At 71.1% G+C, this 23,541-nt stretch carries 22 protein-coding genes; 13 read left to right on the top strand and 9 right to left on the bottom strand.

Features of this window, described 5'->3' with window-relative positions; translation table 11 throughout:
* The first annotated feature begins 55 nt into the window (after positions 1–55).
* The 6 genes from ACWCPY_RS01120 (at position 56) to ACWCPY_RS01095 (ending at position 9,156) form a co-directional block, all read left to right on the top strand.
* Positions 56–1,273 carry a sensor histidine kinase gene (locus tag ACWCPY_RS01120; protein ID WP_451262220.1) on the top strand — a complete coding sequence of 406 codons (1,218 nt, stop codon included), beginning with the start codon at positions 56–58 and terminating at the stop codon, positions 1,271–1,273.
* A 347-nt stretch (positions 1,274–1,620) separates the two neighbouring features.
* The gene (locus tag ACWCPY_RS01115) at positions 1,621–2,976 is read left to right on the top strand and encodes a sensor histidine kinase (RefSeq protein ID WP_451262219.1); all 1,356 of its coding nucleotides are present in this window, start codon (positions 1,621–1,623) and stop codon (positions 2,974–2,976) included.
* A gap of 124 nt (positions 2,977–3,100) precedes the next feature.
* A complete protein-coding gene (locus tag ACWCPY_RS01110) occupies positions 3,101–3,775 on the top strand; it encodes a LuxR C-terminal-related transcriptional regulator (RefSeq protein WP_451262401.1) in 675 nt (224 codons plus the stop codon).
* A 318-nt stretch (positions 3,776–4,093) separates the two neighbouring features.
* Positions 4,094–6,049 (top strand): 2-oxoacid:acceptor oxidoreductase subunit alpha, encoded by a 1,956-nt coding sequence (locus ACWCPY_RS01105; protein WP_451262218.1) that lies wholly within the window; start codon positions 4,094–4,096, stop codon positions 6,047–6,049.
* Positions 6,042–7,100 (top strand): 2-oxoacid:ferredoxin oxidoreductase subunit beta, encoded by a 1,059-nt coding sequence (locus ACWCPY_RS01100; protein WP_451262217.1) that lies wholly within the window; start codon positions 6,042–6,044, stop codon positions 7,098–7,100. Before ACWCPY_RS01105 ends, ACWCPY_RS01100 begins: the two co-directional genes overlap by 8 nt.
* 100 nt (positions 7,101–7,200) lie before the next feature.
* Complete coding sequence (locus ACWCPY_RS01095) at positions 7,201–9,156, top strand: APC family permease (RefSeq protein ID WP_451262216.1); 1,956 nt, start codon at positions 7,201–7,203, stop codon at positions 9,154–9,156.
* Positions 9,157–9,167: 11 nt separating this feature from the next.
* Here the strand turns inward: ACWCPY_RS01095 and ACWCPY_RS01090 are convergent, their stop codons facing one another.
* Positions 9,168–9,512: a winged helix-turn-helix transcriptional regulator gene (locus ACWCPY_RS01090; protein WP_451262399.1), complete on the bottom strand. Its 345-nt coding sequence runs from the start codon at positions 9,510–9,512 to the stop codon at positions 9,168–9,170.
* A 154-nt stretch (positions 9,513–9,666) separates the two neighbouring features.
* On the opposite strand from ACWCPY_RS01090, the gene ACWCPY_RS01085 reads away from it, so the two are divergent.
* The 3 genes from ACWCPY_RS01085 to ACWCPY_RS01075 all read left to right on the top strand — a co-directional run bounded on the left by ACWCPY_RS01085 (position 9,667) and on the right by ACWCPY_RS01075 (position 13,272).
* Positions 9,667–10,527: an SDR family oxidoreductase gene (locus ACWCPY_RS01085; RefSeq protein ID WP_451262215.1), complete on the top strand. Its 861-nt coding sequence runs from the start codon at positions 9,667–9,669 to the stop codon at positions 10,525–10,527.
* Positions 10,528–10,646: 119 nt separating this feature from the next.
* Positions 10,647–11,627, top strand: coding sequence for an EamA family transporter RarD (gene rarD / locus ACWCPY_RS01080; RefSeq protein ID WP_451262214.1), 981 nt, complete (start codon positions 10,647–10,649; stop codon positions 11,625–11,627).
* Positions 11,628–11,697: 70 nt separating this feature from the next.
* A complete protein-coding gene (locus ACWCPY_RS01075) occupies positions 11,698–13,272 on the top strand; it encodes an FAD-dependent monooxygenase (protein WP_451262213.1) in 1,575 nt (524 codons plus the stop codon).
* Positions 13,273–13,503: 231 nt separating this feature from the next.
* Here ACWCPY_RS01075 and ACWCPY_RS01070 read toward each other — a convergent pair whose 3' ends face one another.
* Entirely contained in the window at positions 13,504–14,118 is a 615-nt protein-coding gene (locus ACWCPY_RS01070) for a CGNR zinc finger domain-containing protein (RefSeq protein WP_451262212.1), read from the bottom strand.
* Positions 14,119–14,140: 22 nt separating this feature from the next.
* Between ACWCPY_RS01070 and ACWCPY_RS01065 the strand changes: the two genes are divergently transcribed.
* Both ACWCPY_RS01065 and ACWCPY_RS01060 read left to right on the top strand, forming a co-directional pair.
* Entirely contained in the window at positions 14,141–14,590 is a 450-nt protein-coding gene (locus ACWCPY_RS01065; RefSeq protein WP_451262211.1) for a VOC family protein, read from the top strand.
* A gap of 96 nt (positions 14,591–14,686) precedes the next feature.
* Entirely contained in the window at positions 14,687–15,205 is a 519-nt protein-coding gene (locus tag ACWCPY_RS01060) for a hypothetical protein (RefSeq protein ID WP_451262210.1), read from the top strand.
* Positions 15,206–15,339: 134 nt separating this feature from the next.
* On the opposite strand, the gene ACWCPY_RS01055 is transcribed toward ACWCPY_RS01060, so the two are convergent.
* Both ACWCPY_RS01055 and ACWCPY_RS01050 read right to left on the bottom strand, forming a co-directional pair.
* The gene (locus ACWCPY_RS01055) at positions 15,340–16,317 is read right to left on the bottom strand and encodes an SGNH/GDSL hydrolase family protein (RefSeq protein ID WP_451262208.1); all 978 of its coding nucleotides are present in this window, start codon (positions 16,315–16,317) and stop codon (positions 15,340–15,342) included.
* A 385-nt stretch (positions 16,318–16,702) separates the two neighbouring features.
* Entirely contained in the window at positions 16,703–17,278 is a 576-nt protein-coding gene (locus ACWCPY_RS01050; RefSeq protein WP_451262207.1) for an RICIN domain-containing protein, read from the bottom strand.
* A 424-nt stretch (positions 17,279–17,702) separates the two neighbouring features.
* On the opposite strand from ACWCPY_RS01050, the gene ACWCPY_RS01045 reads away from it, so the two are divergent.
* Positions 17,703–18,104, top strand: a complete 402-nt coding sequence (locus ACWCPY_RS01045) for a hypothetical protein (protein WP_451262206.1) — start codon at positions 17,703–17,705, stop codon at positions 18,102–18,104.
* Between the two features lie 172 nt (positions 18,105–18,276).
* Here the strand turns inward: ACWCPY_RS01045 and ACWCPY_RS01040 are convergent, their stop codons facing one another.
* A complete protein-coding gene (locus ACWCPY_RS01040) occupies positions 18,277–19,206 on the bottom strand; it encodes a nitroreductase/quinone reductase family protein (RefSeq protein WP_451262205.1) in 930 nt (309 codons plus the stop codon).
* Positions 19,207–19,496: 290 nt separating this feature from the next.
* Between ACWCPY_RS01040 and ACWCPY_RS01035 the strand changes: the two genes are divergently transcribed.
* Positions 19,497–20,321: an HAD family hydrolase gene (locus ACWCPY_RS01035; RefSeq protein WP_451262204.1), complete on the top strand. Its 825-nt coding sequence runs from the start codon at positions 19,497–19,499 to the stop codon at positions 20,319–20,321.
* 60 nt (positions 20,322–20,381) lie between these two features.
* Here the strand turns inward: ACWCPY_RS01035 and ACWCPY_RS01030 are convergent, their stop codons facing one another.
* From ACWCPY_RS01030 to ACWCPY_RS01015, 4 genes are all read right to left on the bottom strand, one after another.
* On the bottom strand, positions 20,382–20,837 hold the full coding sequence (locus ACWCPY_RS01030; RefSeq protein ID WP_451262203.1) for a hypothetical protein: 456 nt from the start codon (positions 20,835–20,837) through the stop codon (positions 20,382–20,384).
* 32 nt (positions 20,838–20,869) lie between these two features.
* Positions 20,870–21,463: a TetR/AcrR family transcriptional regulator gene (locus ACWCPY_RS01025; RefSeq protein ID WP_451262202.1), complete on the bottom strand. Its 594-nt coding sequence runs from the start codon at positions 21,461–21,463 to the stop codon at positions 20,870–20,872.
* Between the two features lie 215 nt (positions 21,464–21,678).
* Positions 21,679–22,566: an ABC transporter permease gene (locus ACWCPY_RS01020; RefSeq protein WP_451262201.1), complete on the bottom strand. Its 888-nt coding sequence runs from the start codon at positions 22,564–22,566 to the stop codon at positions 21,679–21,681.
* Complete coding sequence (locus ACWCPY_RS01015) at positions 22,553–23,536, bottom strand: ATP-binding cassette domain-containing protein (RefSeq protein WP_451262200.1); 984 nt, start codon at positions 23,534–23,536, stop codon at positions 22,553–22,555. The genes ACWCPY_RS01020 and ACWCPY_RS01015 overlap by 14 nt, the downstream gene beginning before the upstream one ends.
* Positions 23,537–23,541 lie beyond the last annotated feature (5 nt).

Here is a 23,541-nt window from a genome sequence, read left to right as displayed (position 1 = left end):
ACCTCACCCATGAGCCCCATGGCGTGCGCCGGTCCGGCCCGGCAGTCTGGGGCGTATGACCATGAGCCCCCAGGTGCCCGACAACGACCGGCCACCGCCCGCCCGCCTCGCCCTCGACCGATGGACCTGGAAGGAGATCGGCCATCTCCTGGTCAATCTCCCCATGGCCATCGTCGGGTTTGTTTACACGGTGTTCATGATCGCAATCGGCGTGGGACTTGCGGTCACGGTGATCGGTCTGCCCCTGCTCGCCCTCGGGCTGCACGGGGCGCGGCTGATCGGCAAGGCCGAGCGGGGCCGGGCACGGGCGATGCTCGGGGTGCGGGTCGAGGAGCCGAGCCCGATGGATCTGGCGCGCCGGGACAAGGGGTTCTTCCCCTGGCTGTGGTCGAGCCTCAAGGACCCGGTGGGCTGGCGGTCCGTGCTGTACTCCTTCATCCGGCTGCCCTGGGGCGTGCTCACCTTCGTGGTGACGCTCGTGAGCCTCATCGTCCTGTGGCCGGTGCTCCCGCACATCGCACGGCTCCTCGGCAATGTGGACCGGTCGATGGTGCGCGGGCTGCTCTCGCCCTCCGACGAACTGGAGCGCCGGATCGCCGAGCTGGAGGCGGACCGCGGAGTGGTCGTCGACACGGCCGCCGCCGACCTGCGCCGCATCGAACGCGATCTGCACGACGGCGCCCAGGCCCGCCTCGTCGCCCTCGCCATGGGCCTCGGCCTGGCGAAGGAGAAGCTGACCGACGACCCCGAGGCCGCCGCCCGCATGGTCGACGAGGCCCACGGCGAGGTCAAGGTCGCCCTCCAGGAACTCCGCGACCTCGCCCGCGGCATCCACCCCGCCGTCCTCACCGACCGCGGACTCGACGCCGCACTCTCCGCGATCGCCTCCCGCTGCACCGTCCCCGTCACGGTCGGCGTGGACCTGCCGGGGCGCCCCGCGGAGGCGATCGAGGGGATCGCGTACTTCACCGTCTCCGAGCTGCTGCAGAACGTGAGCAAGCACGCACGGGCGACCCGCGCCTCGGTCGAGGTGTGGCGCACCGGGGACCGGCTGCTGCTCCAGGTCACCGACGACGGACGGGGCGGGGCCCGGATGGACGGCGGTACGGGAATGGCGGGCCTGGCCGAGCGGCTGGGCGCCGTCGACGGACTCTTCGTCCTCGACTCACCGGTCGGCGGTCCCACGACCGTCACCGCGGAACTGCCCTGGCGGGACCGTGAGCAGCGGACGGGCAAGGAACCGAAGGGCACGGGGGCGGCCGTGCGCCGCTAGGGTCTTTCGTTCGGATCGGGCCGGATCAGGGGGACCCGGTGCGTGCGATCGCAAGGCGGAGGAGGGAGTCGGGGCGGAGCCCCGGCGAGTGACGACAACGCGGAGGGGGCCCCTGCCCTCAAGGCCTTGGGGGAGTGCGGGCCAGGCCCCGCGAGCCCGGCATGATCCGAACGAGAGGCCCTGGCCCCGGCCGTGCGCCGCCTTGCAGGACCGTACGGCGCCCCTCCACGGTGGGGAAAACCCCCGGCCGAAGAGGGATGGCCCCCTCATGGTGGGCCGCCCCGCGAAACAGCATCCTTGTCATGAGGGCAACAGCCGATGCGGATGAGAAGAAACGGACAGCACCCATGGCCACGGCATACGGACCGGACACTCGGGACCACCAGCGGTCCGGGGCCGGCTTCGGGGACCAACCCCCGGTGAAGCACTTCTTTCCCGCCGCGCTGCGCGCGCCCGTCGAGGGCAGGACCTGGCGCGAGTTCACGTATCTGCTGCTGAGCCTGCCGATCGGCATCGTCCTGTTCAGCCTCTCGATCACCCTGACGACGCTGGGTGTCGGTCTGCTGATCACCTTTCTCGGGGTGCCGGTCCTGGCCGGTGCGCTGGCCATGTGCCGCGGCTTCGGCGCGATGGAACGGGCACGGGCGCGCGGACTGCTGAGGTTGGACGTGGCGGCCCCGGAGCCGGCCCGCGGCCGGACCGGCGGAATGATGTCCTGGGTGGGGGCGGTCCTCAAGAGCGGGGCGTCCTGGCGGCATCTGCTCTACACCCTGTTGCACATGCCGTGGGCGATCTTCGCCTTCTGTGTCGCGGTGACGTTCTGGTCGACCGGGTGGACCGCGTTCACGTACCCGCTGTGGCGCTGGATCTTCCCGGCGTACGCCGGGAGGGGCGGCATTCAGCTCTACAGCGACCGGGCCCACGAGATCCGCCTCGACTCCTCCGTCGAACTGGCCCTGACCAGCGCGATCGGCCTGGCGTTCGTCCTTGTCACGCCGTGGATCATCCGTGGTCTGGTGAGCGTGGACCGGGTCATGGTCGCCGGGCTCCTCGGCCCGTCCCGGCTGGCGACCCGCGTCTCGGAGCTGGAGTCGGACCGGGGGGTGGTCGTCGACACGGCCGCCGCCGACCTGCGCCGCATCGAACGCGATCTGCACGACGGCGCCCAGGCCCGCCTCGTCGCCCTCGCCATGGATCTGGGCCTGGCGAAGGAGAAGCTGACCGACGACCCCGAGGCCGCCGCCCGCATGGTCGACGAGGCCCACGGCGAGGTCAAGGTCGCCCTCCAGGAACTCCGCGACCTCGCCCGCGGCATCCACCCCGCCGTCCTCACCGACCGCGGACTCGACGCCGCACTCTCCGCCATCGCCTCCCGCTGCACCGTCCCCGTCACGGTCGAGGTGGATCTGGCCTCCCGGCCGGCCCAGGCGATCGAGGGGATCGCGTACTTCACCGTCTCCGAGCTGCTGCAGAACGTGAGCAAGCACGCACGGGCGACCCACGCCTCGGTCGACGTGTGGCGGGCGGCGGACCGGCTGATGCTCCAGGTCACCGACGACGGACGCGGCGGCGCCGACGCGTCCTCGGGCAGCGGGCTCGCCGGGCTGGCCGAGCGGCTGGACGCGGTGGACGGCGTCCTGGTCGTGGACTCCCCGCAGGGCGGCCCGACCCGGATCACGGCCGAGCTGCCGTGGCGCGGCTGAGCCCGCGCGGCCTCCACCCCGGGACGGACGAACTCCACCCGGCGGCCGAGGACACCACCCCACCGATGCTGGGATGCTGGAGACCGTACACGCGGGACCGGCGAACAGTGGGGGATACGGCTTCATGGTGGAGGACAGGGTGCGAGTAGTCATCGCCGAGGATTCGGTGCTGCTCCGGGAAGGGCTCACCCGGCTGCTGACCGATCTGGGGCATGACGTCGTCGCCGGAGTCGGGGACGCCGAGGCGTTGATCAAGACGGTGGGCGATCTGGCGGGGCAGGACGCGCTGCCCGATGTGGTGGTCGCCGATGTGCGGATGCCCCCGACCCACACCGACGAGGGCGTGCGGGCCGCGGTGCGGCTGCGGAAGGACTATCCGGGGATCGGGGTGCTGGTCCTTTCGCAGTACGTCGAGGAGCGGTACGCGACCGAGCTGCTGGCCGGATCCAGCCGGGGCGTGGGCTACCTGCTGAAGGACCGGGTCGCCGAGGTCAGGGAGTTCGTGGACGCGGTGGTCCGGGTGGCGCAGGGCGGTACGGCGCTGGACCCGGAAGTGGTGGCGCAGTTGCTGGGCCGGAGTCGTAAACAGGACGTTCTGGCCGGGCTGACGCCGCGCGAGCGCGAGGTGCTCGGTCTGATGGCCGAGGGGCGGACCAACTCCGCGGTGGCCAGGCAGCTCGTGGTGAGCGACGGCGCCGTGGAGAAGCACGTCAGCAACATCTTCCTGAAGCTGGGCCTGTCCCCCAGTGACGGGGATCACCGCCGGGTGCTGGCCGTTCTGACCTACCTGAACTCCTGAGGAACTGACACTCTGTCAGATATCTGCCGACGGTCACCGCGAGCAGCCTGTCAGGGCCGTCGCGGTGACCGGGGCGGGGTGCCGGCGCCCGGGAATCGTCACCGGGGGTCCTAGCACCAAAGAATGAGTGCACGGCGTCTTCACCGAACGGCTGGGGGGCTTGCAAAACGTGACAAACCGGTATCGAATCGCGTCCCGAAATGGCGTCCACCATGTGACCGATCCAGGGAAGGCGACCCTTACAGAAGTAGGGTGGGCATGGGGACCACCGGCGGGCCGGAGGGTCCCGAGCAGCCGCCCAGAGGGAGGTCCAGTTCAGTGACCAGCCAGGTCAGTAGCCCAGCCGGACAGGCCGATGAGGCCGGCGAGGCGCTCGTCGGGGGCCAGCGCGCCCCCCGCTCCGATCACGCGGGCGCAGGCGAGAAGGAGATCCGCCGTCTCGACAGGGTGATCATCCGCTTCGCGGGTGACTCCGGAGACGGTATGCAGCTCACCGGTGACCGCTTCACTTCGGAGACCGCGTCGTTCGGGAACGATCTGTCGACGCTGCCGAACTTTCCCGCCGAGATCCGCGCCCCCGCAGGGACCCTGCCGGGGGTTTCTTCGTTCCAGCTGCATTTCGCGGACCACGACATCCTCACGCCGGGTGACGCGCCGAACGTGCTGGTCGCGATGAATCCCGCCGCGCTGAAGGCGAACATCGGCGATGTGCCGCGCGGTGCGGAAATCATCGTGAACACCGATGAGTTCACCAAGCGGCCGATGGCGAAGGTCGGCTACGAGAGCAGTCCGCTGGAGGACGGCTCGCTGGAGGCGTACAACGTCCACCCGGTGCCGCTGACCACCCTCACCATCGAGGCACTGAAGGAGTTCGGGCTCTCCCGAAAGGAGGCCGAGCGCTCGAAGAACATGTTCGCGCTCGGGCTGCTCTCCTGGATGTACCACCGGCCGACCGACGGGACCGAGGCGTTCCTGCGCGCCAAGTTCGCGAAGAAGCCGCAGATCGCCGAGGCGAACGTGACCGCGTTCCGCGCCGGGTGGAACTTCGGGGAGACGACGGAGGACTTCGCCGTCTCCTACGAGGTGGCACCCGCCGCGCAGGCCTTCCCCGCCGGTACGTACCGCAACATCTCGGGGAACCTGGCACTGTCGTACGGGCTGATCGCCGCCTCCCGCCAGGCGGACCTGCCGCTGTACCTGGGTTCGTACCCCATCACCCCGGCCTCCGACATCCTGCACGAGCTGAGCAAGCACAAGAACTTCGGTGTGCGCACCTTCCAGGCCGAGGACGAGATCGCGGGGATCGGGGCGGCGCTGGGCGCGGCCTTCGGGGGTTCCCTCGCGGTGACGACGACGTCGGGGCCGGGGGTGGCGCTGAAGTCGGAGACGATCGGGCTCGCCGTCTCCCTGGAGCTGCCGCTGATCGTGGTCGACATCCAGCGCGGCGGCCCGTCCACCGGTCTGCCGACCAAGACCGAACAGGCCGATCTGCTCCAGGCGATGTACGGACGCAACGGCGAGGCCCCGGTCCCGGTCGTGGCCCCCAGGACCCCGGCGGACTGCTTCGACGCCGCGCTCGACGCCGCGCGGATCGCCCTGACCTACCGCACCCCCGTCTTCCTGCTCTCCGACGGGTACCTCGCCAACGGCTCCGAGCCGTGGAAGATCCCCGAGATCGACGAGCTGCCCGATCTGCGGGTCCGGTTCGCGACCGGCCCCAACCACGAACTGGCCGACGGCACCGAGGTGTTCTGGCCCTACAAGCGCGACCCGCACACCCTGGCCCGGCCGTGGGCGGTGCCCGGCACCCCCGGTCTCGAACACCGCATCGGCGGCATCGAGAAGCAGGACGGCAGCGGCAACATCTCCTACGACCCGGCCAACCACGACCTCATGGTCCGCACCCGCCAGGCCAAGATCGACGGCATCGAGGTCCCCGACCTCCAGGTCGACGACCCCTCCGGGGCCAGGACCCTGGTGCTGGGCTGGGGCTCCACGTACGGCCCCATCACCGCCGCCGTCCGCCGGCTCCGCACCGACGGGCAGCCCATCGCGCAGGCCCATCTGCGCAACCTGAACCCCTTCCCGAAGAACCTCGGCGAAGTCCTGGGACGTTACGACAAGGTCATCGTCCCCGAGATGAACCTCGGCCAGCTCGCCACCCTCGTCCGGGCCAGGTACCTCGTCGACGCCCACAGCTACAACCAGGTCAACGGCATGCCGTTCAAGGCCGAACAGCTCGCGACGGCACTCAAGGAGGCCATCGATGCCTGACACCGACCAGCTCCTGCATCTGGTGCCCAAGGCCGAGGCCAAGCAGTCCATGAAGGACTTCAAGTCCGACCAGGAGGTCCGCTGGTGCCCCGGCTGCGGCGACTACGCCGTTCTCGCGGCCGTCCAGGGCTTCATGCCCGAACTCGGCCTCGCCAAGGAGAACATCGTCTTCGTCTCCGGCATCGGCTGCTCCTCCCGCTTCCCGTACTACATGAACACCTACGGGATGCACTCCATCCACGGCCGCGCCCCGGCCATCGCCACCGGGCTCGCCTCCTCGCGCCGTGACCTGTCCGTCTGGGTCGTCACCGGTGACGGCGACGCCCTGTCCATCGGCGGCAACCACCTGATCCACGCCCTGCGCCGCAATGTGAACCTGAAGATCCTGCTGTTCAACAACCGGATCTACGGCCTCACCAAGGGCCAGTACTCCCCCACCTCCGAGATCGGCAAGATCACCAAGTCGACGCCGATGGGTTCGCTGGACGCGCCCTTCAACCCGGTCTCCCTGGCCATCGGCGCGGAAGCCTCCTTCGTGGCCCGCACCATCGACTCCGACCGCAAGCACCTCACGAGCGTGCTGCGCGCGGCGGCCGACCACCCGGGCACGGCGCTGGTGGAGATCTACCAGAACTGCAACATCTTCAACGACGGCGCGTTCGAGGCCCTGAAGGACAAGGACCGGGCGCAGGACGCGGTCATCCGCCTGGAGCACGGACAGCCCATCCGCTTCGGCGCGGACAACGGCAAGGGCGTCGTCCGCGACCCGGCCACCGGAGACCTCGAGGTCGTGACGGTCACCGAGGAGAACGAGTCCCGGATCCTCGTCCACGACGCCCACAGTCCCTCCCCGACCACCGCCTTCGCCCTCTCCCGCCTCGCCGACCCCGACACCCTCCACCAGACCCCCATCGGCGTCCTGCGCGACGTCGACCGCCCGGTCTACGACACCCTCATGGCGGAGCAGCTCGACACCGCCGTCGACGAGAAGGGCAAGGGCGATCTCGCCGCGCTCCTCGCCGGCAACGACCACTGGACGGTCGTCGGCTGAGCCCGTCGTCCGGATCACGCCGTCGCCGGACGGGCTGAATTTCGGCCCGTCCGGCGACGGCGTCCCAGGGGTGCGGCCGGTCACCGCGCACGATGTGGCCATGACCCTGGACCGTCCCGTGTACCGCATCAAGCGGCGTCTGCTCGGCAAACCGCTCACCACCGAGCGCATCAGCGAGGAGAAGCTGAACAACCGGACGGCGCTCGGGGTGCTCGCCTCCGACTGCATCAGTTCGTCCGCGTACGGCTCCGAGGAGATGCTCCGGGTCCTGGTGCCCGTCGTCGGGGCCGCCGCCTTCACCCTTCTGATGCCGGTGACCGGCGCGATCCTGCTGGTGCTGCTGCTCCTGACGCTCTGTTACAGCGATGTCGTCATGATCTACACCCGGGCGGGCGGGTCGTATGTCGTCGCGCGGGAGAACTTCGGGCCGAACATCGCACAGATCGCCGCCGTGGCCCTGCTCGTCGACTACATCGTCACCGTCGCCGTCCAGGTCTCGGCGGGCACCAACGCCCTCATCTCGCTCGCCCATCTGGTCGGCAACAACTTCACCGGCCTCGACCACCTCCAGCTCCCGGTCTCCGTCGGTGTCATCGCGCTGCTCGCGTACGGGAATCTGCGCGGGATCCGCGAGGCGGGCCGGGCCTTCGCGCTGCCCGCCTATCTCTTCATGGCCGCCATCGGGCTCGTCCTCGTCGTCGCCGCGGTGCGCGGGCTCACGGGCGAGCTGCCGCACGCCGATCTGCACGCCGCCGGGGTCGTACCGCTCGGCACCCAGGGCGAGGGCTGGCTCTACGGCGCCTCGCTCTTCATCGTGCTGCGCTCGTTCGCCAACGGCGGCTCGTCCCTCACCGGGCTCGAAGCGATCTCCAACGGCATCTCCGCGTTCCGCGAACCGCAGGGCCGCAACGCCCGCCGCACCCTGATCACGATGAGCTGTGTGCTCGGCGTCCTGGTCCTCGGCGTCTCCACGCTGGCGCACTTCACCCATGCCGTCCCGTACACCGACGGCACCCCGACGGTCATCGCGCAGGAGGCCCATCTCGCCTTCGGCGGCGGGCCGCTGGGGACGGCCGGGCTGGTCTTCGTGCAGCTGGCGACCGCGCTGGTCCTCTACACCGGCGCCAACACACCGTTCACCGGCTTCCCGTTCCTCGCCAGCTTCGTCGCCGAGGACCGGTTCCTGCCCCGGCAGCTGACCCGGCGCGGGCACCGGCTGGCGTTCTCCAACGGCATCATCGCGCTGACCGTCGTCTCGCTGGCGCTGCTGCTGGTCACCGGGGCCAGCGTGGACAGGCTGGTGGCGCTGTACGCGATCGGCGTGTTCACCGCCTTCACCATGGCCGGGGCCGGTCTCACCGCGTACCACCTGCGGCGCCGGGAGCGGTACCGCCGGCCCAAGATCGCGGTCAACGCGCTCGCCGCGGTCATCTCGGCCGCCGTCGTGCTGATCTTCGCGGTCACCAAGTTCACCGAGGGCGCCTGGCTGGTCGTGGTGATCTTCCCGCTCGGTGTGTGGGCGCTGATGCGCATCAACCGCGAGTACCGGCGCGAGGCCGCGGCGCTCCAGAGCCTCCAGTCACCGGGCGCCGACCGGCCCCGGGACCTGCGCCATCTGGTCTTCGTCCTCGTCGAGACACTGGACCTGGCGACGATCAAGGCGCTGCGGTACGCGCACGAGCTGCGCCCGGACGAGATCCGGGCGGTGCACTTCGCGATCGACGAGGCGCACGGCAGGAGGCTGGCCGCCCGGTGGGAGGCGACGGCCGCCACGTCCGTCTCCCTGGAACTGGTCGCGTGCCCGGACCGGCGGCTGCGCCACGCGATGAAGGAGCTCGCCACCCGCACCACACAGGACGGCCGGACCTCGCTGACGGTGCTGGTGCCGCGGCGGATGTACACCCATTGGCTCGGGAAGCTGCTGCACCGGGGCACGGGCGAGCAGATGGCCAAGACACTGGGGCAACTGCCGCACGTGGCGGTGACGATCCTGCCGTTCGACGTGTCGCGTGCGCTGCGCGAGCTGGAGGAGGGACGCTCGCCCCAGCCGGAGTGACCATGCGGGCGCTACGGGACGTGTGCCTTGCGCTCGTCGTACGTCTCGCGCGCCGACCGCACCGCGTCCAGGCGGCGTTCGGTCCAGCGGGCCAGTGCCCACACCTGCTCGGCGGCCTCCCGGCCCAGATCGGTGAGCGAGTAGTCGACCCGGGGCGGGATCACCGGCTTCGCGTCCCGGTGCACGAATCCGTCGCGCTCCAGTGTCTGGAGGGTCTGGGCCAGCATCTTCTCGCTGACGCCGCCCACCTCGCGGCGCAGTTCGCTGAAGCGGTACGAGCGCTCCAGCAGGGCGGCCAGGACGAGGACACCCCAGCGGCTGGTGACATGTTCGAGCACCAGCCGGGAGGGGCACATCGGCCGGTTCACGTCGGGCCGCGGGTCCGGTTCACTCACGTTCACGCCAGTACCTTACTTCAAAGTGGGTACTTTCGATTGGTTAGCGCACCCCCTACAGTGAGTCCTGCGAGCCCGAACACGGACAAGCGCCACCGAAGAGGAGAAACCCCCCATGAGCATCGTCGTCACAGGAGCCACCGGAGCGCTCGGCCGTCTCGTCGTCGAGCAGCTGCTGGCCACCGTGCCCGCGAGTGAGATCGCCGCCGTCGTGCGCGACGAGGAGAAGGCCGCCCCGCTCGCCGCCCGCGGCGTCGAGCTCCGTGTCGCGGACTACGACCGGCCGGAGTCCCTCAAGGACGCCTTCCGGGCCGGCGACCGGGTCCTGCTCATCTCCGGCAGCGAGGTCGGCAGGCGCGTGCCGCAGCACACCGCGGTCATCGACGCGGCGAAGGCGGCCGGCGTCGCCCAGCTCGCGTACACCGGCGTCCTGGGCGGCCCCGACGCCGACTTCCGGCTGGCCGACGAGCACAAGGCCACCGAGCAGCTGATCCTCGACTCCGGGCTGCCCCACACCTTCCTGCGCAACGGCTGGTACACGGAGAACTACACGGCGAACCTCGCCCCGGTCCTGGAGCACGGCGCCGTCGTCGCCAACGCGGGCGACGGGCGGGTCGCCTCCGCCACCCGTGCCGACTACGCCGCCGCGGCCGCCGCCGTGCTGACCGGCGAGGGCCACATCGGCGCGGTCTACGAGCTGAGCGGCGATGTCGCCTGGTCGCTGGCGGAGTACGCGGCGGAGATCTCGAAGGCCACCGGCCAGGAGATCGAGTACAGGAACGTCCCGGCCTCCGTGCACCAGGAGATCCTGGTCGGCGCCGGTGTGCCCGAGTTCTTTGCGGAGATCCTCGTCGACGTCGACGAGGCGATCGGGCGCGGCCTGCTCGCCACCACGAGCGGCGACCTGGCCCGGCTGACCGGCCGCCCGACGACGCCGCTCGCCGAGACGGTGGCCGCCGCGGTGGCGGCTGCGTAACACCTGTTCACCCGCACCCCAGAGGCCCCATGTCATGACCGTATCCCGATACGGGTATGACATGGGGCCCTCCCCGGCGCTACCTTCATGCAGTTGACGCAGACACGCCTGGAGGGCCCGTGAAGGGGATCAACGAACAGCGGGCGGGACTCCTGTCCGGCATCGGCGCCTACGGTCTGTGGGGGCTCGTCCCCCTCTTCTGGCCGCTGCTGAAGCCCGCCGGCGCGATCGAGATCCTCGCCCACCGCATGGTCTGGTCCCTGGGCTTCGTCGCCGTCGCCCTGCTGGTGCTGCGCCGCTGGTCCTGGATCGGCGAGCTGGTGCGGCAGCCGAGGAAGCTCGGTCTGATATCGGTGGCCGCGGCCACGATCACGGTCAACTGGGGTCTGTACATCTGGTCCGTGAACAACGGCCATGTCGTCGAGGCCTCGCTCGGCTACTTCATCAACCCGCTGGTCACCATAGCGATGGGCGTCCTGCTCCTGGGCGAACGGCTGCGCCCCGTGCAGTGGGTGGCGGTCGGCACCGGTTTCGCGGCGGTGCTCGTGCTGGCGATCGGCTACGGCCGTCCGCCGTGGATCTCGCTGGTCCTGGCGTTCTCCTTCGCGACCTACGGGCTGATGAAGAAGAAGGTCGACATGGGCGGCCTGGAGTCGCTCACCGCCGAGACCGCCGTGATGTTCCTGCCCGCGCTCGGCTATCTGCTGTGGCTGGGCGCCCGGGGCGAGTCGACGTTCACCTCCGACGGCGCCGGCCACGCGGCGCTGCTGGCCTCGGCGGGTCTGGTCACGGCCGTCCCGCTCGTGCTGTTCGGCGCGGCGGCGATCCGGGTGCCGCTCTCCACGCTGGGCCTGCTGCAGTACCTGGCGCCGGTCTTCCAGTTCGTGCTGGGCATCCTCTACTTCCACGAGGCGATGCCGCCGGAGCGGTGGGCCGGATTCGCCCTGGTGTGGCTGGCACTCATCCTGCTGACCTGGGACGCGTTCAGGACGGCACGGCGGACGAGGATCCAGGTGCGCGAGGCCCGGCAGGCGGCGCAGCGGCAGGCACCGCACCCGAATCCGCCGGCCGGCGAGCCCGCCCCGCAGGCACAGATTTAGTTACCCAGTTGCTTTTTTAACTCGGTTGCGTTTTCCTGGTTGTCCACGGAACCGCGACCGAGGAGCCCTCATGCCCGCAACCGCGCCTGCCACCACGAACGCCCCCGCCCCCACCCCCGTACTGATCGTCGGTTCGGGTCCGACCGGCCTGGTCCTCGCCTGCGACCTGGCCCGGCGCTCGGTCGGCGTACGGATCATCGACCGGTCCCCCGAATTCCCGCGCAGCTCACGGGCCAAGGGCCCCAATCCCCGCTCCCTGGAGGTGCTGGAGGACCTGGGCGTCGTCGACCGGGTGCTGGCCGCGGGATCGGGACCGCTGCCGATGCGCAAGTACCGCGACGGGCTGCCGGTCGCCGACGCCGATCCGTCCGAGTCCTCGCACCCGACGCCGGAGGCCCCGTACGCCCATGGCCGGCTGATCGCCCAGTGGCAGCTGGAGGAGATCCTGCGGGAGCGTCTGGCGGAGTACGGCGTGCACGTGGAGCTCGGGGCCGAGGCGGTCGGTCTGTCACAGGGGCCCGAGTCGGTGACCGTCGCCCTCGCCGACGGCCGGAGCATCCGGGCACGGTACGTGGTGGGCTGCGACGGCGGCCACAGCCCGGTGCGCAAGATGCTCGGCGTCCCGTTCGAGGGGAGGACGACCGAGGAGCAGGCGATGGTCTGCGGGGACGTGGAGGTGGACGGCCTCGACCGCGGCATCTGGCACCAGTGGTTCGACGAGGACGGCGCCGTGATGCTGTGCCCGATCCCGGGTACGCGCACGGGCTGGTGGTTCCAGGCGGGGCCGGAGCGGGACGCGGCGGGAGCTCCGGTGCCGCCCTCCCTGGAGAGCTTCCGGCGCCTGTTCGCCAAGCACACCCGCCTCCCGGCGGACCGCCTGTCGCAGGCGACCCTGCTGTCGACGTACCGGGTCAACGAACGCATGGCCGACCGGTACCGGGTGGGCCGGGTTCTGCTGGCCGGGGACGCCGCGCATGTGCACTCCGTCGCCGGCGGACTGGGCATGAACACCGGAATCCAGGACGCGTACAACCTGGGCTGGAAGCTCGCCCGGGTCGTCGAGGACCGGTCGGACGCCCGCCTGCTGGACACCTACGAGGAGGAGCGGCTGCCCGTCGCCTCCTGGACGCTGGACATCACCGCCGAGCGGCTTCGGGCGACCCTCGAAGCGATCAAGCGGCCCGGCGGCGGCCTGGATTCGGCGGTCTCCGGGGACACGACGGGCCTCGGCCCGGGCTACCCGTGGAGTTCCCTCTCCGCCCCCGGCTCCACCCCCCGGCTGCGGGCGGGCGACCGCGCCCCGGACGCCCCCTGCCGCGACACCGCGACGGGCGCGCCGACCCGCCTGTTCGAGGCGTTCGCGGGCCCGCACTTCACCCTGCTGGGCTTCGGCCCGGACACGGCCGAGGTGCTGCGGACGACGGAGGCGGCGTACGGCGACACGGTGCGGGCGTACGGGGTGGACGCCAGAACCCCCCGCGACCTGACCGACGACGCAGGGCACGCCCGCACGGCATACGGCGTCACCCCGGCCACCGCCCTCCTCGTCCTGGTCCGCCCCGACAACCACGTGGCCCTGATCGCTCCGGCCGCGGAGAGCGGGGCGATCGGCGACTACCTCGACCGGCTGGGCGGTACGGCCTGAGTCGGACGAGCGCCCCGGCGACCTCGCCCATCACACGCTTCCGGTGCGCACGGCGCTCCTCGCGCTCCGCCGCGCTCGGATCCGTGGTCGGCCCGGCCCCCTCGACCGGCCCGAGCCGGAGCCGTGCGCCCTCCCGGCCACCGGCGAAGTCCCGGACGGCCGCCGCCGGCAGGGGCAGGGTCCGCGAGATGCCGATCTCCCGGCCCGCGCCCTGCGTCGGTCCTGCGGGCGTCAGGTCTCCTTCGGGGCGTGCCGGGCTCGGTGTGCCCGCACCTTGTGGAGGTTTCCGCAGCGCTCCATCGCGCACCAGCGCCGCCTGCCCGGCCGCGAGGTGTCGACGAAGAGCAACTTGCAGCTGTCGGAGCCGCATTCGCGGATGCGGTCGGCGTACGGACCGGTGAAGAGCTCCACCGCGTCACGGGCGACCGTCGAGAGCAGGGCGGTTCCGGTGGCGTCCGGGGCGAAGGCGAGAGACTCGCCGCCGGGGTCGATACGGGGGACGAGCGGCGGCTCGGCCGCCATGGCGTTCACCACTGCGAGATCGGCCCGGGCGAGGGCGCGGCCGTGCGCCCGGTCGGCGGTCAGATTCCACAGCGCTCCACGCAACTCGTGCGCCCGCGCCAGCTCTTCCGCGCTCACCGACGGCGACAGGCCGCCCGGCAGCCGGCTCTCCCCCGCCCAGCGCACCAGGTCCTCGGGGGTGTGCAGCACCTCGTACGCCGCGTACCGCGCGTACCCGCCGGTCGGCAGCAGTTCCAGGCACAGGGCCCCGGGATCGAAGCGGAAGGGGCGGCCCTCCCGCGTACGAAGTGTCAGCCCCGGCGCGGCCGTTGACGACTCACTCATGTAACCACTATAAACGGTTTCCATGACTCTGGACTGGAAAGTCGTCATCGACTCGACCGACCCGCACGCCCAGGCCACCTTCTGGGGCGAGGCCCTCGGCTACCTCGTCGAGGACCACAGCGTCCTGATCGAGCGGCTGCTCGGCTTCGGCGCGGTGCCCGAGGACATCACCCTCATCGCCCACGACCGCCGCGCCTGGCGTGACCTCGCGGGGGTCCGGCACCCCGACGACCCGTACGACAAGGACAGCGGGGCGGGCCACGGGCGACGGCTCCTGTTCCAGCGCGTCCCGGAGACCAAGACGGTGAAGAACCGCTTCCACCTGGACGTGCACGCGGGCCCGGAACGCCGCGAGGCCGAGGTGGAGCGCCTGGTAGGACTGGGCGCGACGGTGCTCCGCGAGGTGGCGGAACAGGGCGGCAGCTGGACAGTGCTCACCGACCCCGAGGGCAACGAGTTCTGCGTGCAGTGACGCCGACGGGCGTGCGGGCGGCCGGGCTCCGGCCCTGTGCTGCAATCCTCCGAACGGCACCGGGGAAAGGGCCGGCAAGAGGTGAGGGGACAGGACATGGCCGCTCGGGTGGGACGCGCCACTGCGGTGCTCGTGGTGGCGGTGATCCTGCCGCTGGCCGGTTGCGGCGGTGCCGACGGCACCGGCAGTGGCGGAAACGAGGAGTCCGCAGCAGCTGCGATCGAGGCAGCCCGGGCCTATCAGCATGCCTCGATGGATCAGGACTGGAAGGCCGCCTGCGAGGCCCGCACCGAACGCCTGCGCCGGAGTTGGGGCGCGGCCACCATCGCCGAGTGCGTGGAGATCACCAGCACCCCCAGGCTCCAGGACATTTCCGACGCACAGGTGAGCACCGGCGAGGCGGTCGAGATCGGGGCCTTCGGCCCGCACCCGGCGGGCATCGGCCTGCGGGTGACCGTCGAGCCGGGTACGGCAGCACGCGGCGTGAGCATCGACACCGCGCTGCGGCTCGTTCCCGGTGAACGGGGCACGTGGCTGGTCGATCAGGCGGTCAACCTCGCCGGGACCGAGAGCCCGGACGGCGAGGCCGTGCGCGCCGCGCTGCGCCGCAAGTGAACCGGGCCGCATCCCCCGGCCGGTGACCCGGTGTGGGAGACCGGGCCCTCCAGGACCGCGAAGACCGGCGCCCCCACCCCCTGAACCGCCCCCGGACACCGGGCCGGAGGCGGTTCGGGCGGGGACAGTGCGGATCAGCGCGGGCTGATGGCGTTCAGGATCGCCGCCGCGACGTGATCGGCCGCGTTCCGGTGGCCCCTGGCGTTGGGGTGCACGGCGGCCACCTCGTTGGGGAAGTGGCTGAAGACGCCCTCCACCCACTTGCCGGCGTCGCAGACGCTGTGGTTCCGGGAGCTGTCGTAGAGGTCGACGAAGTCACTGGCACTGTGCGTGCCGGCCGACTTCTCGATGGCGTTGTTGAGCGGTTCCATTACGTCCTGGCGCAGCCAGTTCAGGTCACCCTGGGTGATGGAGGCGAACTGCTCCCAGTCGTTGTACCGGCACTTGGACGTGTCCTTGGGGATGACCGTGGGGTAGCCGACGGCGAGGATCTTGGCCTTCGGGGCCCGCTCGTGGAGCACGGTGAGCATCTGGTCGTAGTCGTGGCGCACCTTGGCCAGGCGGCCGGGGATGCTCGCTGACAGCTCGTCCTTGCACGGCGTGCCCGCGCCCTCGCTGCCCGCGCCCAACTGCAGGCACTGGAAGAGGATGTCGGCGAACCCGAGGGTGTTGCCGCCCACGCCGACCGTGACCACGTCGGTGTTGCGGCCCACCGCCTCGGACTGGGGAGGCACCGGCGGGAACGGGTAGTCCGGGTCCTCGGAGAGAGGCGGCAGGTGGCGCCCGATCGGCTCCTGGGCCCGGAAGGTGACGTCCTCGATCGTGGCGGCGCCGCAGCTGACGTTGGTCAGGTCGAGGAGCCCGCCGAGGTCGCGGTCGATGACCTGCGGGTAGGACCGGTCGGTGCGCTCGCAGCCGTCGCGGGGGTATTCGAAGACATCGCCGGCGGCGGGAATGACACCGGCGGTGTACGAGTCGCCCAGGGCGACCCAGTCGTAGGTGCCGGCGGCGGCTGCCGGGGCCGCACCGGCGAGCTGCACGGGCACCTGGGCGCATGCGGCGAGAGCGACGGCCGAGCCCAGCACCGTCAGTCGAGTACGGATGCTTGCCATGAATCCTCCAGATGTACGTCTTCGATGACGCTGCAACCTGAGACAGCGAGTCACGGCAAGAACTGAATCCGGTACGGAAAGTTACTGCGGAATCCTCCATTCCGGCCTCGGTCGGCGAAGGTCCTCGCGGGCTCGCGCCGGACGGTCACCCGCCGGTCGGCTCCGGGTGCATCGGCAAGCGGACGGCGCACATGTTCCACTCGTCCCCCACGCATCAGGGGACCTGACGCCCGAGCCCTGTACGAGCGGGCGCGGGAGACCGTTCGTCCCGAGCTCGGCCCGGCATGAAGAAGCCTCCACCGCGCTCCCGGACCGGGAGTGCGGTGGAGGCTTCACCGGTCGCCCTGTCGCCGCGACGGCCTGATGTCACGGGCGGGAAGGCTCCCTAGCCGAGGAGGGCCGAGTCCCACAGCTGGGCGTCCGAGCCGTTCCTCGGAGCCAGGACGACCGGTGGGAACTCGTCGTCCTCGTTCAGGGTGATGACCCTGTCGCTGTTGGGGACTCCGATGGTCCACCTGCCGCCACCGGCCGGCTCGATCGTCCACCGGCCGGGCTGCTTCGTGGCCGAGACGAAGACCGCACCGTCGCGCTCGACGAGCGCGTAGTCGCCGGGCCGCCCGCCCTCGGCGGGCCGCCCCTGTCCGGCGATGATCGTGTACAGGCCGTTCCCGACCGGCGTCACCACCCATCGCTCGACGAAGCCGCCGGAGAGGTTCCGCACGGGGACATCGATCGGCGGGTAGATCAGCGGGACGGGGCCGATCCCCAGGCCCGTTCCCTCGGCGGAACCCACGTTGTGGATCACGTACCTGTTCGCCTCGGGGATCTCCGCCCGCGCGGTGGGAGCGAAGGCGGAGTTCGCGTGCAGGGGCTTCACCGCCGAGGGTGTGGCGGCGTGGGTGGGGGCGGCGACGGTGATGCTCAGGACGGCGAGCGCGGCGGCAGCCAAGATCTTTTTCATGGCCTGGGAACGATCACCACGAATCCGGGTCACGACCGGAACGAGATCCCGGGACGCTTCCGCCCGGGCGGCCGCACCGCTCATCCGGATGCGCGGACCGAGTGGCCCCGCCGCTCGAAGCGCTTCGGTTCGGTCCGGTTCGAGGAGCCGCTCAAGCTGCTTCCCGACCCGCGCACACCAGGTGGCCCCGGACTCCGCCGGAAAGCCGCGGATGCTCTCCGGGGAAGGCGGGGCATGCGGCATGGGAGATCACCCCGGGACAGGAAGAAGATACGCAATCACGAGATGTCTTCTTATCCGAGAATTCCCCCAGGGACCGACCCGAAGGTGTGGCGGGACAGTATTTCTCTTGAGCGTCGTCCGATGGCCGCTATTCAATTGCGCTCACTTTCGGGCACAGGGCTTGAAAGCGTCAAGGAGAGCCATGTTCAAGGGCAAGAATTCTCGTCCTGTCGTTCTCGCCACAGCCGGTGTCGTGCTGGCGGGCGCCACTGCGGGTGTCGCATACGCGGTCGCCGACAACGTCAAGGCTCCGTACGCACAGGCGGCCGCCACGGTCCAGAGCAATGGGACCATCCACAACGCCAAGGGGATCGAGGCGGTCAAGCGCCTCAATGCGGGCGAGTACTGCGTCACCTTCTCCGACACCGACCTGAGGGTGTCGAAGTCCATTATTCAAGCCACTGCGAACTCGGCGAATCGCATTCTTCAGGTCACCTGGGGAGATGCGCACGGGTGCGGAAGCGCCCAGAACGTCGTCAAGGTCAACGCGAGCGACCAGAACGGCACCAAGGCGGACTCCTGGTTCACCGTCTCGGTCCACTAGGAACAGAATTCCGCCGTCCCGGTACGGGCTCGTCCGAGCTCGTACCGGGACGGTCCGCCGGATTCCCGGAGGCCGGCGGCGGCGGTCTCCGGTGCGTCGTGCGCCGGCACGTCAAGGCCCACGGCTCCCCGGAGCGCGTCGTCCTCGGCGAAGCCGATTCCACGTTCTGCGGCTAAGCGGTCGTCGGCTTCGCGCTGCCGCCCGCGCCCGGAGGCCACGGGACACCGGCCAGCAGGGGCAGGATCTGCTCCTCCTCGTAGTCGAGGTGTGCGTTCAGCTCCGTGGACATCCTGTCCAGCTCGACGTGGAAGCGCTCGGGCTCCGTAATGCCGATGTCCGCCAGCAGGGCCACCAGCTCCCCCTGGATGCGGGCGACCGTGCGGTGTTCGTCGGCGAGCCGGGCGAAGGTGTCCGTCAGGTGCGGGTGATACCGGGCGATGCCGGGGAACAGGTGCTCGTCCTCGCTGGTGTGGTGGAACTCCAGCGACTGGCAGAACGCCAGGCAGCGCTGCCTGATCTGCAGCCCGAGGCCCGGAGCGGGTGGAGCGCCGGGGCCCCGGTGGGCGGCCCGTGCGGCGAAGTGGGCGTCCACCTCCGCCGTCACCTGCCTCAACTGGCCCCGCAGCCAGGTGTGGACCTCCATCACCTTGCCGGCGAGGGTGGTGACCTCGCGGGCCGGCTCCCAGCCCTCGGGCTCGGCGCGCTCCAGCACCACGACCGGGAGGAGCCGGGTGGTACGGGCCTGGTAGTCGGCGTAACCGGGCGCCGCCTTCACGGCGTGCGCGAACAGTTCCTCGCGCCGCGCCCCCTGCGCGGGGACCGCGAGGGCCTGGAACGTACGGGTGCCGAGCTCCACCCGGACCACGGGGTGGGCGAGCAGGTTGCGGTACCAGTCGGGGTGGCGCGGGGCGCCGGGGTCGGAGCCGATGACCAGCAGCGCGTCGCCGTGGCGGACATGGCCGAGCGGCGTGGTGGTCTCCTTCCCCGACCTGGCGCCGGTGGTGGTCAGCAGGAGCAGGTCCGCGCCTTCGAAGGGACCACCGGCCTTCCCCGCGTTGGCTCGGAACTCCTCGACGACGGACTGATCGAAAGGTGTGGGCATGCGTTCTGTGTCTCCATGAGAACGGGTGAGCGCGATGCGCGGCCCATGACGGTGCACGGTGCCGGGGCATGCGGAAGAGAAGAGTGCGACCATCGGTCGCGGCTGCGTCAGATGCAGGGCGCGGAGTACGAACTCATGACGGGCCCCTCGGTGAAGGGTGTTCGCCCGAGCACCGGCCGGCCCACTGCTCTTTGGCCGGCGTCACGCGACACCGGGTTCATTACACGCACCCCGACGGGGGCCTGTCAACGCGCGCCCGTCCGTGCTGCGGGCGCTCTTAGGCTTGCGCCATGCCCACCCCACCCGCATATGCCCTCGTCGCCACCGACCTGGACGGCACCCTGCTGCGCCGCGACGACACCGTGAGCCCCCGCACCCGCGCCTCGCTCGCCCTGGCCGCCCGCGCCGGGGCCCGGCATCTCGTGGTCACGGGGCGTCCCGTGCCCGGGATACGCGGACTGTTCGCCGCACTGGGCTACCGGGGACCGGCGGTGTGCGGTCAGGGGACCCAGTTGTACGACGCCGGGTCCGGGCGGCTGGTGCACGCGCTCACCCTGGACCGGGAGGCCGCCGACACCGCGCTCGGCAAGATCGAGGCCCAGGTGGGGCCGGTCTTCGCGGCCGTGGACCAGGACGGGGCGGACGGGCGGACCCTGATCGAGCCGGGGTACGCGATGCCCCATCCGACGCTGCCCGCCCAACGGACCCGGCACCGTCACGAGTTGTGGTCCGCGCCCGTGGTGAAGGTGCTCATCCGGCATCCGGAGCTCGGGGACGACGCGCTGGCCGGGGCGGCCCGGGACGCCGTCGGCGATCTCGCCACCGTCACGCTCTCCGGCCCCGGCACGGTCGAACTCCAGCCGTACGGCGTCGACAAGGGGACCGGGCTCGCGCTGGCCGCCGACTACCTCGGCGTGGCCGCGGACTCCACGATCGCCTTCGGGGACATGCCCAACGATCTGCCGATATTCCGGGCGGCCGGGTACGGCGTGGCCATGGCCAACGCCCATCCCGAGCTGCGGGCCGCGGCGGACGAGGTGACGTCGTCGAACGAGGGCGACGGGGTCGCGGAGGTGCTGGAGCGGGTGTTCAGCCGAGCCGCCCGCACCGGCTGAGCACCCGCGTCCGCTGAACAGCCCGTGCCGGCCGGGTCGTCCGTATCGGCCGGCGGGGTGTCAGAGCGACATCAGGCAGTACAACCGGTGCGGCTCGGGGCGGGCTCGCGCCTCCTCGGCCAGGTCGGCCAGGTTCGCGAGGAAGTCGGCCAGTTCGCCGGGCGGGACATCGCCTCCGAACTCCTCGATGTGCGACCAGGTTGCGGCCACCGCGGCGAAGCCGCCGGGTCTCGCGGCCGCGAGCGCGTCGCGCAGCCCGTCGGTGAGCGTGACCAGCCAGCGGGATTCGTCCTCGGGGGAGCTGAGCAGCCGGTTGAAGCGCGGGAGCGAGGTGACGTCGTCGTACGGCGTGCCGGTGAGCATGCTCTCGGCCTGGCCCAACTGCACGTACGGGTCGATCCCCTTGACCGGGAGCAGCGGGAGACCGGCCTCCTCGATCCCCCGGCCGAAGGCCGCCAGGGCCGTGGGGTCGTCCGGTGCGCTGAAGTAGTCGTACAGGTTTCCCATGCGTCGCATGCTCGCACGCCCCTCCGACAGCCGTCCCGGCCTCACGGCTCCGGCGGCACCCCGATCGCCCGCAGCGCATGCGCGACCAGTGCCGCGATCTCCTCCTCGTCCTGGATCGGCTTGCGCAGGACATGGCGGTAGTACACCGGGCCGTACAGCATCTCCACGGCCAGCGGGAGATCGGCGTCCGGCGGGATCTGCCCCAGCTCCTGGGCGCGGCGCAGGCGGGCGACCGCCTCGTCGAAGCGGGGGTCGACCAGCTTCGCCCGGACGGTCCGCGCGAGTTCGTCGTCGTGGTGCATCTCGGAGAGGATCCCGGCGTACGCGGGTCCGAAGGGCGGCGTGTTGAGTAGCTTCACCGCGCCCGCCAGATTGGCCCGCAGATCGGCGGCGATGTCGCCGGTATCGGCGAACGGCGTCGTGCCGACCAGCGCGTCGGTGAAGGCCTCCAGGATCACCGCGCTCTTCGACGGCCACCAGCGGTAGATCGTCTTCTTGCTGACGCCCGCTCTGGCCGCGATGGCCTCGACCGTGACGCGGCCGTACCCCTTTTCCGTGCACAGTTCGAGAGCGGCCTCCAGGGTCGCCCTCCGTGATCTCTCGCTGCGGCGCTGCGAACTCTGCGATGTGATCATTCGGTGAGCATAGGCGGGTTCGAACCGGCCGTTATTGACAGCCTGTCGCCAGAGGTCGAACAATACGCAGGCGGAAACGGAACGTGCCGTGTCGTGTCGTTCCTGCAATTCGCACCGTTCGTGCCGTTCGTGCCGCGACGAGCCGATCGGGGGACGGCTCGCCCGGCCGACGGCGCGAGGGGGCGTTGCACCCCGTGCGTCGGACAACCCGTGCGTCAGGCGGTGATGTCCTTCGCCGTGAACCGGGCCCAGGCCGCCGAGCCGAACACCACCGCGTACAAGCCCTGAAGCCCCAGGTTCTTGACCACTTCGTCCCAATAGACCGGGTCGCGCAGCAGATCCGCGTACGACATCCAGTAGTGCGGGAAGAGATACGGGTGCACCGCGCTCAACTGCGGGATTCCGTCCACGATCTGCACGGTGATCAGCAGTCCGACGGTGGCGGCCATGGCCGCGATGCCGCTGCTGGTGAGGGTCGAGACGAACAGGCCGACCGCCGCGAACCCGATCAGTGACGCCGCGACCACCACCGCGATCAGCCCGGCGCGCAGCAGTCCCTCGCCGAAGCCGATCCGCGTCCCCGAGATGGTGGTGACCTCGCCGACGGGGAAGAGCAGCGCGCCCACGGCGAGCGCGGAAAGCGCCACGACCAGGGTCGCGACCAGGCAGAACGCCAGCACCGAGGCGTACTTCGTCAGCAGCAGCCTGGTACGGCCGGCCGGGGCGACCAGCAGGTAGCGCAGCGTTCCCGCGTTGGCCTCGCCCGCGACCGAGTCGCCCGCGACGACGCCGACGGCCATCGGCAGGAAGACCGGGAGCGTCACGGCGAGGGCGGCGAAGACCAGGAAGAGGCCGTTGTTGGTGACCTGGGAGAGGAACGCCGGGCCTCCCCCGCCGCCGCCCGGTCCGGGCGAGGAGCCGTCGCCCGTCTCGATCCGCACCGCGATGCCGATCAGCACGGGCACGGCGGCCAGCACCCCGAGCAGCGCGAGGGTGCGCCAGCGGCGGAGTGTGGTGGTCAGTTCGGAGCGGAGGATCCCGAAGGTCCACAGCGGGCTCGGTGCCCGGCCCGCCCCGGTGACTGCGGTTTCAGCCTGCGACATCGAAACCCTCTCCGGTGAGTGCGACGAAGGCGTCCTCCAGCGAGGCCCGCTGGACGCCGAAGGACCTCAGGCGTACGCCGGCGTGCACCAGCGCGGCGCTGAGATCGGCGAGCTCCACGTCGCCCGGCGGGGTCTCGGCGCTCACCCGGTCGCCGTCGACCGCGATCCCGGTGACGCCGAGCTCCTTGAGGACCCGGGCGGCCTCTCCCGGGTCGGGGGTGGTGACCGCCAGCCGGCCTCGGGCGCCCGCGGCCAGTTCCGCCACCGGGCCCTGGGTGATCAGCCGGCCCCTGGCCATCACCGCGGCGTGCGTGCAGACCTGCTCGATCTCGTCGAGGAGGTGCGAGGAGAGGAAGACGGTGGTGCCGTCCGCCGCCAGTTCCCTGACCAGGGTGCGGATCTCCCGCATGCCCTGCGGGTCCAGGCCGTTGGTCGGCTCGTCGAGGACGAGCAGGCGGCGCGGCTGGAGCAGGGCGGCGGCGAGGCCCAGGCGCTGCTTCATGCCGAGCGAGTACGCCCGGGCCTTCTTCCCGGCCGCCGCGGCCAGCCCGACCCGGTCCAGGGCCTGCCCCACCCGGGCCCGGCGGGTGCGCGGATCGGCGGTGGGGTCGGCGGAGTCGTAGCGCAGCAGGTTGTCCCGGCCGCTCAGGAAGCCGTACAGCGCGGGCCCCTCGATCAGCGCGCCGACCTGTGGGAGCACGGTGCGGGCGGCGCCCGGCATGGTGTGGCCCAGCAGTCGCGCGGTGCCGGAGGTCGCCTCGATCAGGCCCATCAGCATGCGGATGGTGGTGGTCTTGCCCGAGCCGTTGGGGCCGAGGAACCCGAAGACGCTGCCGGCGGGGACGCTGAGGTCGAGGCCGTCGACGGCGAGCTGGCCGCCTCGGTAGCGCTTGGTGAGGCCCCGGGTCTCGATCACGGCTCCCGGTTCGGTGACCGGCGCCGGCTCGACGGCGGTCCCGGACTCTGTCATGCGTA

The sequence above is a fragment of the Streptomyces sp. NPDC002403 genome, from assembly GCF_053593015.1.
This window is presented reverse-complemented; position numbering and strand designations above follow the sequence as displayed.

Coding starts and splice junctions, on each gene's coding strand:
- ACWCPY_RS01065 (WP_451262211.1), top strand. CDS start 14,141: ATGACTCTGGACTGGAAAGTCGTCATCGACTCGACCGACCCGCACGCC.
- ACWCPY_RS01045 (WP_451262206.1), top strand. CDS start 17,703: ATGTTCAAGGGCAAGAATTCTCGTCCTGTCGTTCTCGCCACAGCCGGT.
- ACWCPY_RS01020 (WP_451262201.1), bottom strand. CDS start 22,566: ATGTCGCAGGCTGAAACCGCAGTCACCGGGGCGGGCCGGGCACCGAGC.
- ACWCPY_RS01030 (WP_451262203.1), bottom strand. CDS start 20,837: ATGCGACGCATGGGAAACCTGTACGACTACTTCAGCGCACCGGACGAC.
- ACWCPY_RS01075 (WP_451262213.1), top strand. CDS start 11,698: ATGCCCGCAACCGCGCCTGCCACCACGAACGCCCCCGCCCCCACCCCC.
- ACWCPY_RS01100 (WP_451262217.1), top strand. CDS start 6,042: ATGCCTGACACCGACCAGCTCCTGCATCTGGTGCCCAAGGCCGAGGCC.
- ACWCPY_RS01070 (WP_451262212.1), bottom strand. CDS start 14,118: ATGAGTGAGTCGTCAACGGCCGCGCCGGGGCTGACACTTCGTACGCGG.
- ACWCPY_RS01060 (WP_451262210.1), top strand. CDS start 14,687: ATGGCCGCTCGGGTGGGACGCGCCACTGCGGTGCTCGTGGTGGCGGTG.
- ACWCPY_RS01120 (WP_451262220.1), top strand. CDS start 56: ATGACCATGAGCCCCCAGGTGCCCGACAACGACCGGCCACCGCCCGCC.
- ACWCPY_RS01055 (WP_451262208.1), bottom strand. CDS start 16,317: ATGGCAAGCATCCGTACTCGACTGACGGTGCTGGGCTCGGCCGTCGCT.
- ACWCPY_RS01115 (WP_451262219.1), top strand. CDS start 1,621: ATGGCCACGGCATACGGACCGGACACTCGGGACCACCAGCGGTCCGGG.
- ACWCPY_RS01040 (WP_451262205.1), bottom strand. CDS start 19,206: ATGCCCACACCTTTCGATCAGTCCGTCGTCGAGGAGTTCCGAGCCAAC.
- ACWCPY_RS01085 (WP_451262215.1), top strand. CDS start 9,667: ATGAGCATCGTCGTCACAGGAGCCACCGGAGCGCTCGGCCGTCTCGTC.
- ACWCPY_RS01050 (WP_451262207.1), bottom strand. CDS start 17,278: ATGAAAAAGATCTTGGCTGCCGCCGCGCTCGCCGTCCTGAGCATCACC.
- ACWCPY_RS01025 (WP_451262202.1), bottom strand. CDS start 21,463: ATGATCACATCGCAGAGTTCGCAGCGCCGCAGCGAGAGATCACGGAGG.
- ACWCPY_RS01110 (WP_451262401.1), top strand. CDS start 3,101: ATGGTGGAGGACAGGGTGCGAGTAGTCATCGCCGAGGATTCGGTGCTG.
- ACWCPY_RS01035 (WP_451262204.1), top strand. CDS start 19,497: ATGCCCACCCCACCCGCATATGCCCTCGTCGCCACCGACCTGGACGGC.
- ACWCPY_RS01090 (WP_451262399.1), bottom strand. CDS start 9,512: ATGTGCCCCTCCCGGCTGGTGCTCGAACATGTCACCAGCCGCTGGGGT.
- ACWCPY_RS01015 (WP_451262200.1), bottom strand. CDS start 23,536: ATGACAGAGTCCGGGACCGCCGTCGAGCCGGCGCCGGTCACCGAACCG.
- ACWCPY_RS01095 (WP_451262216.1), top strand. CDS start 7,201: ATGACCCTGGACCGTCCCGTGTACCGCATCAAGCGGCGTCTGCTCGGC.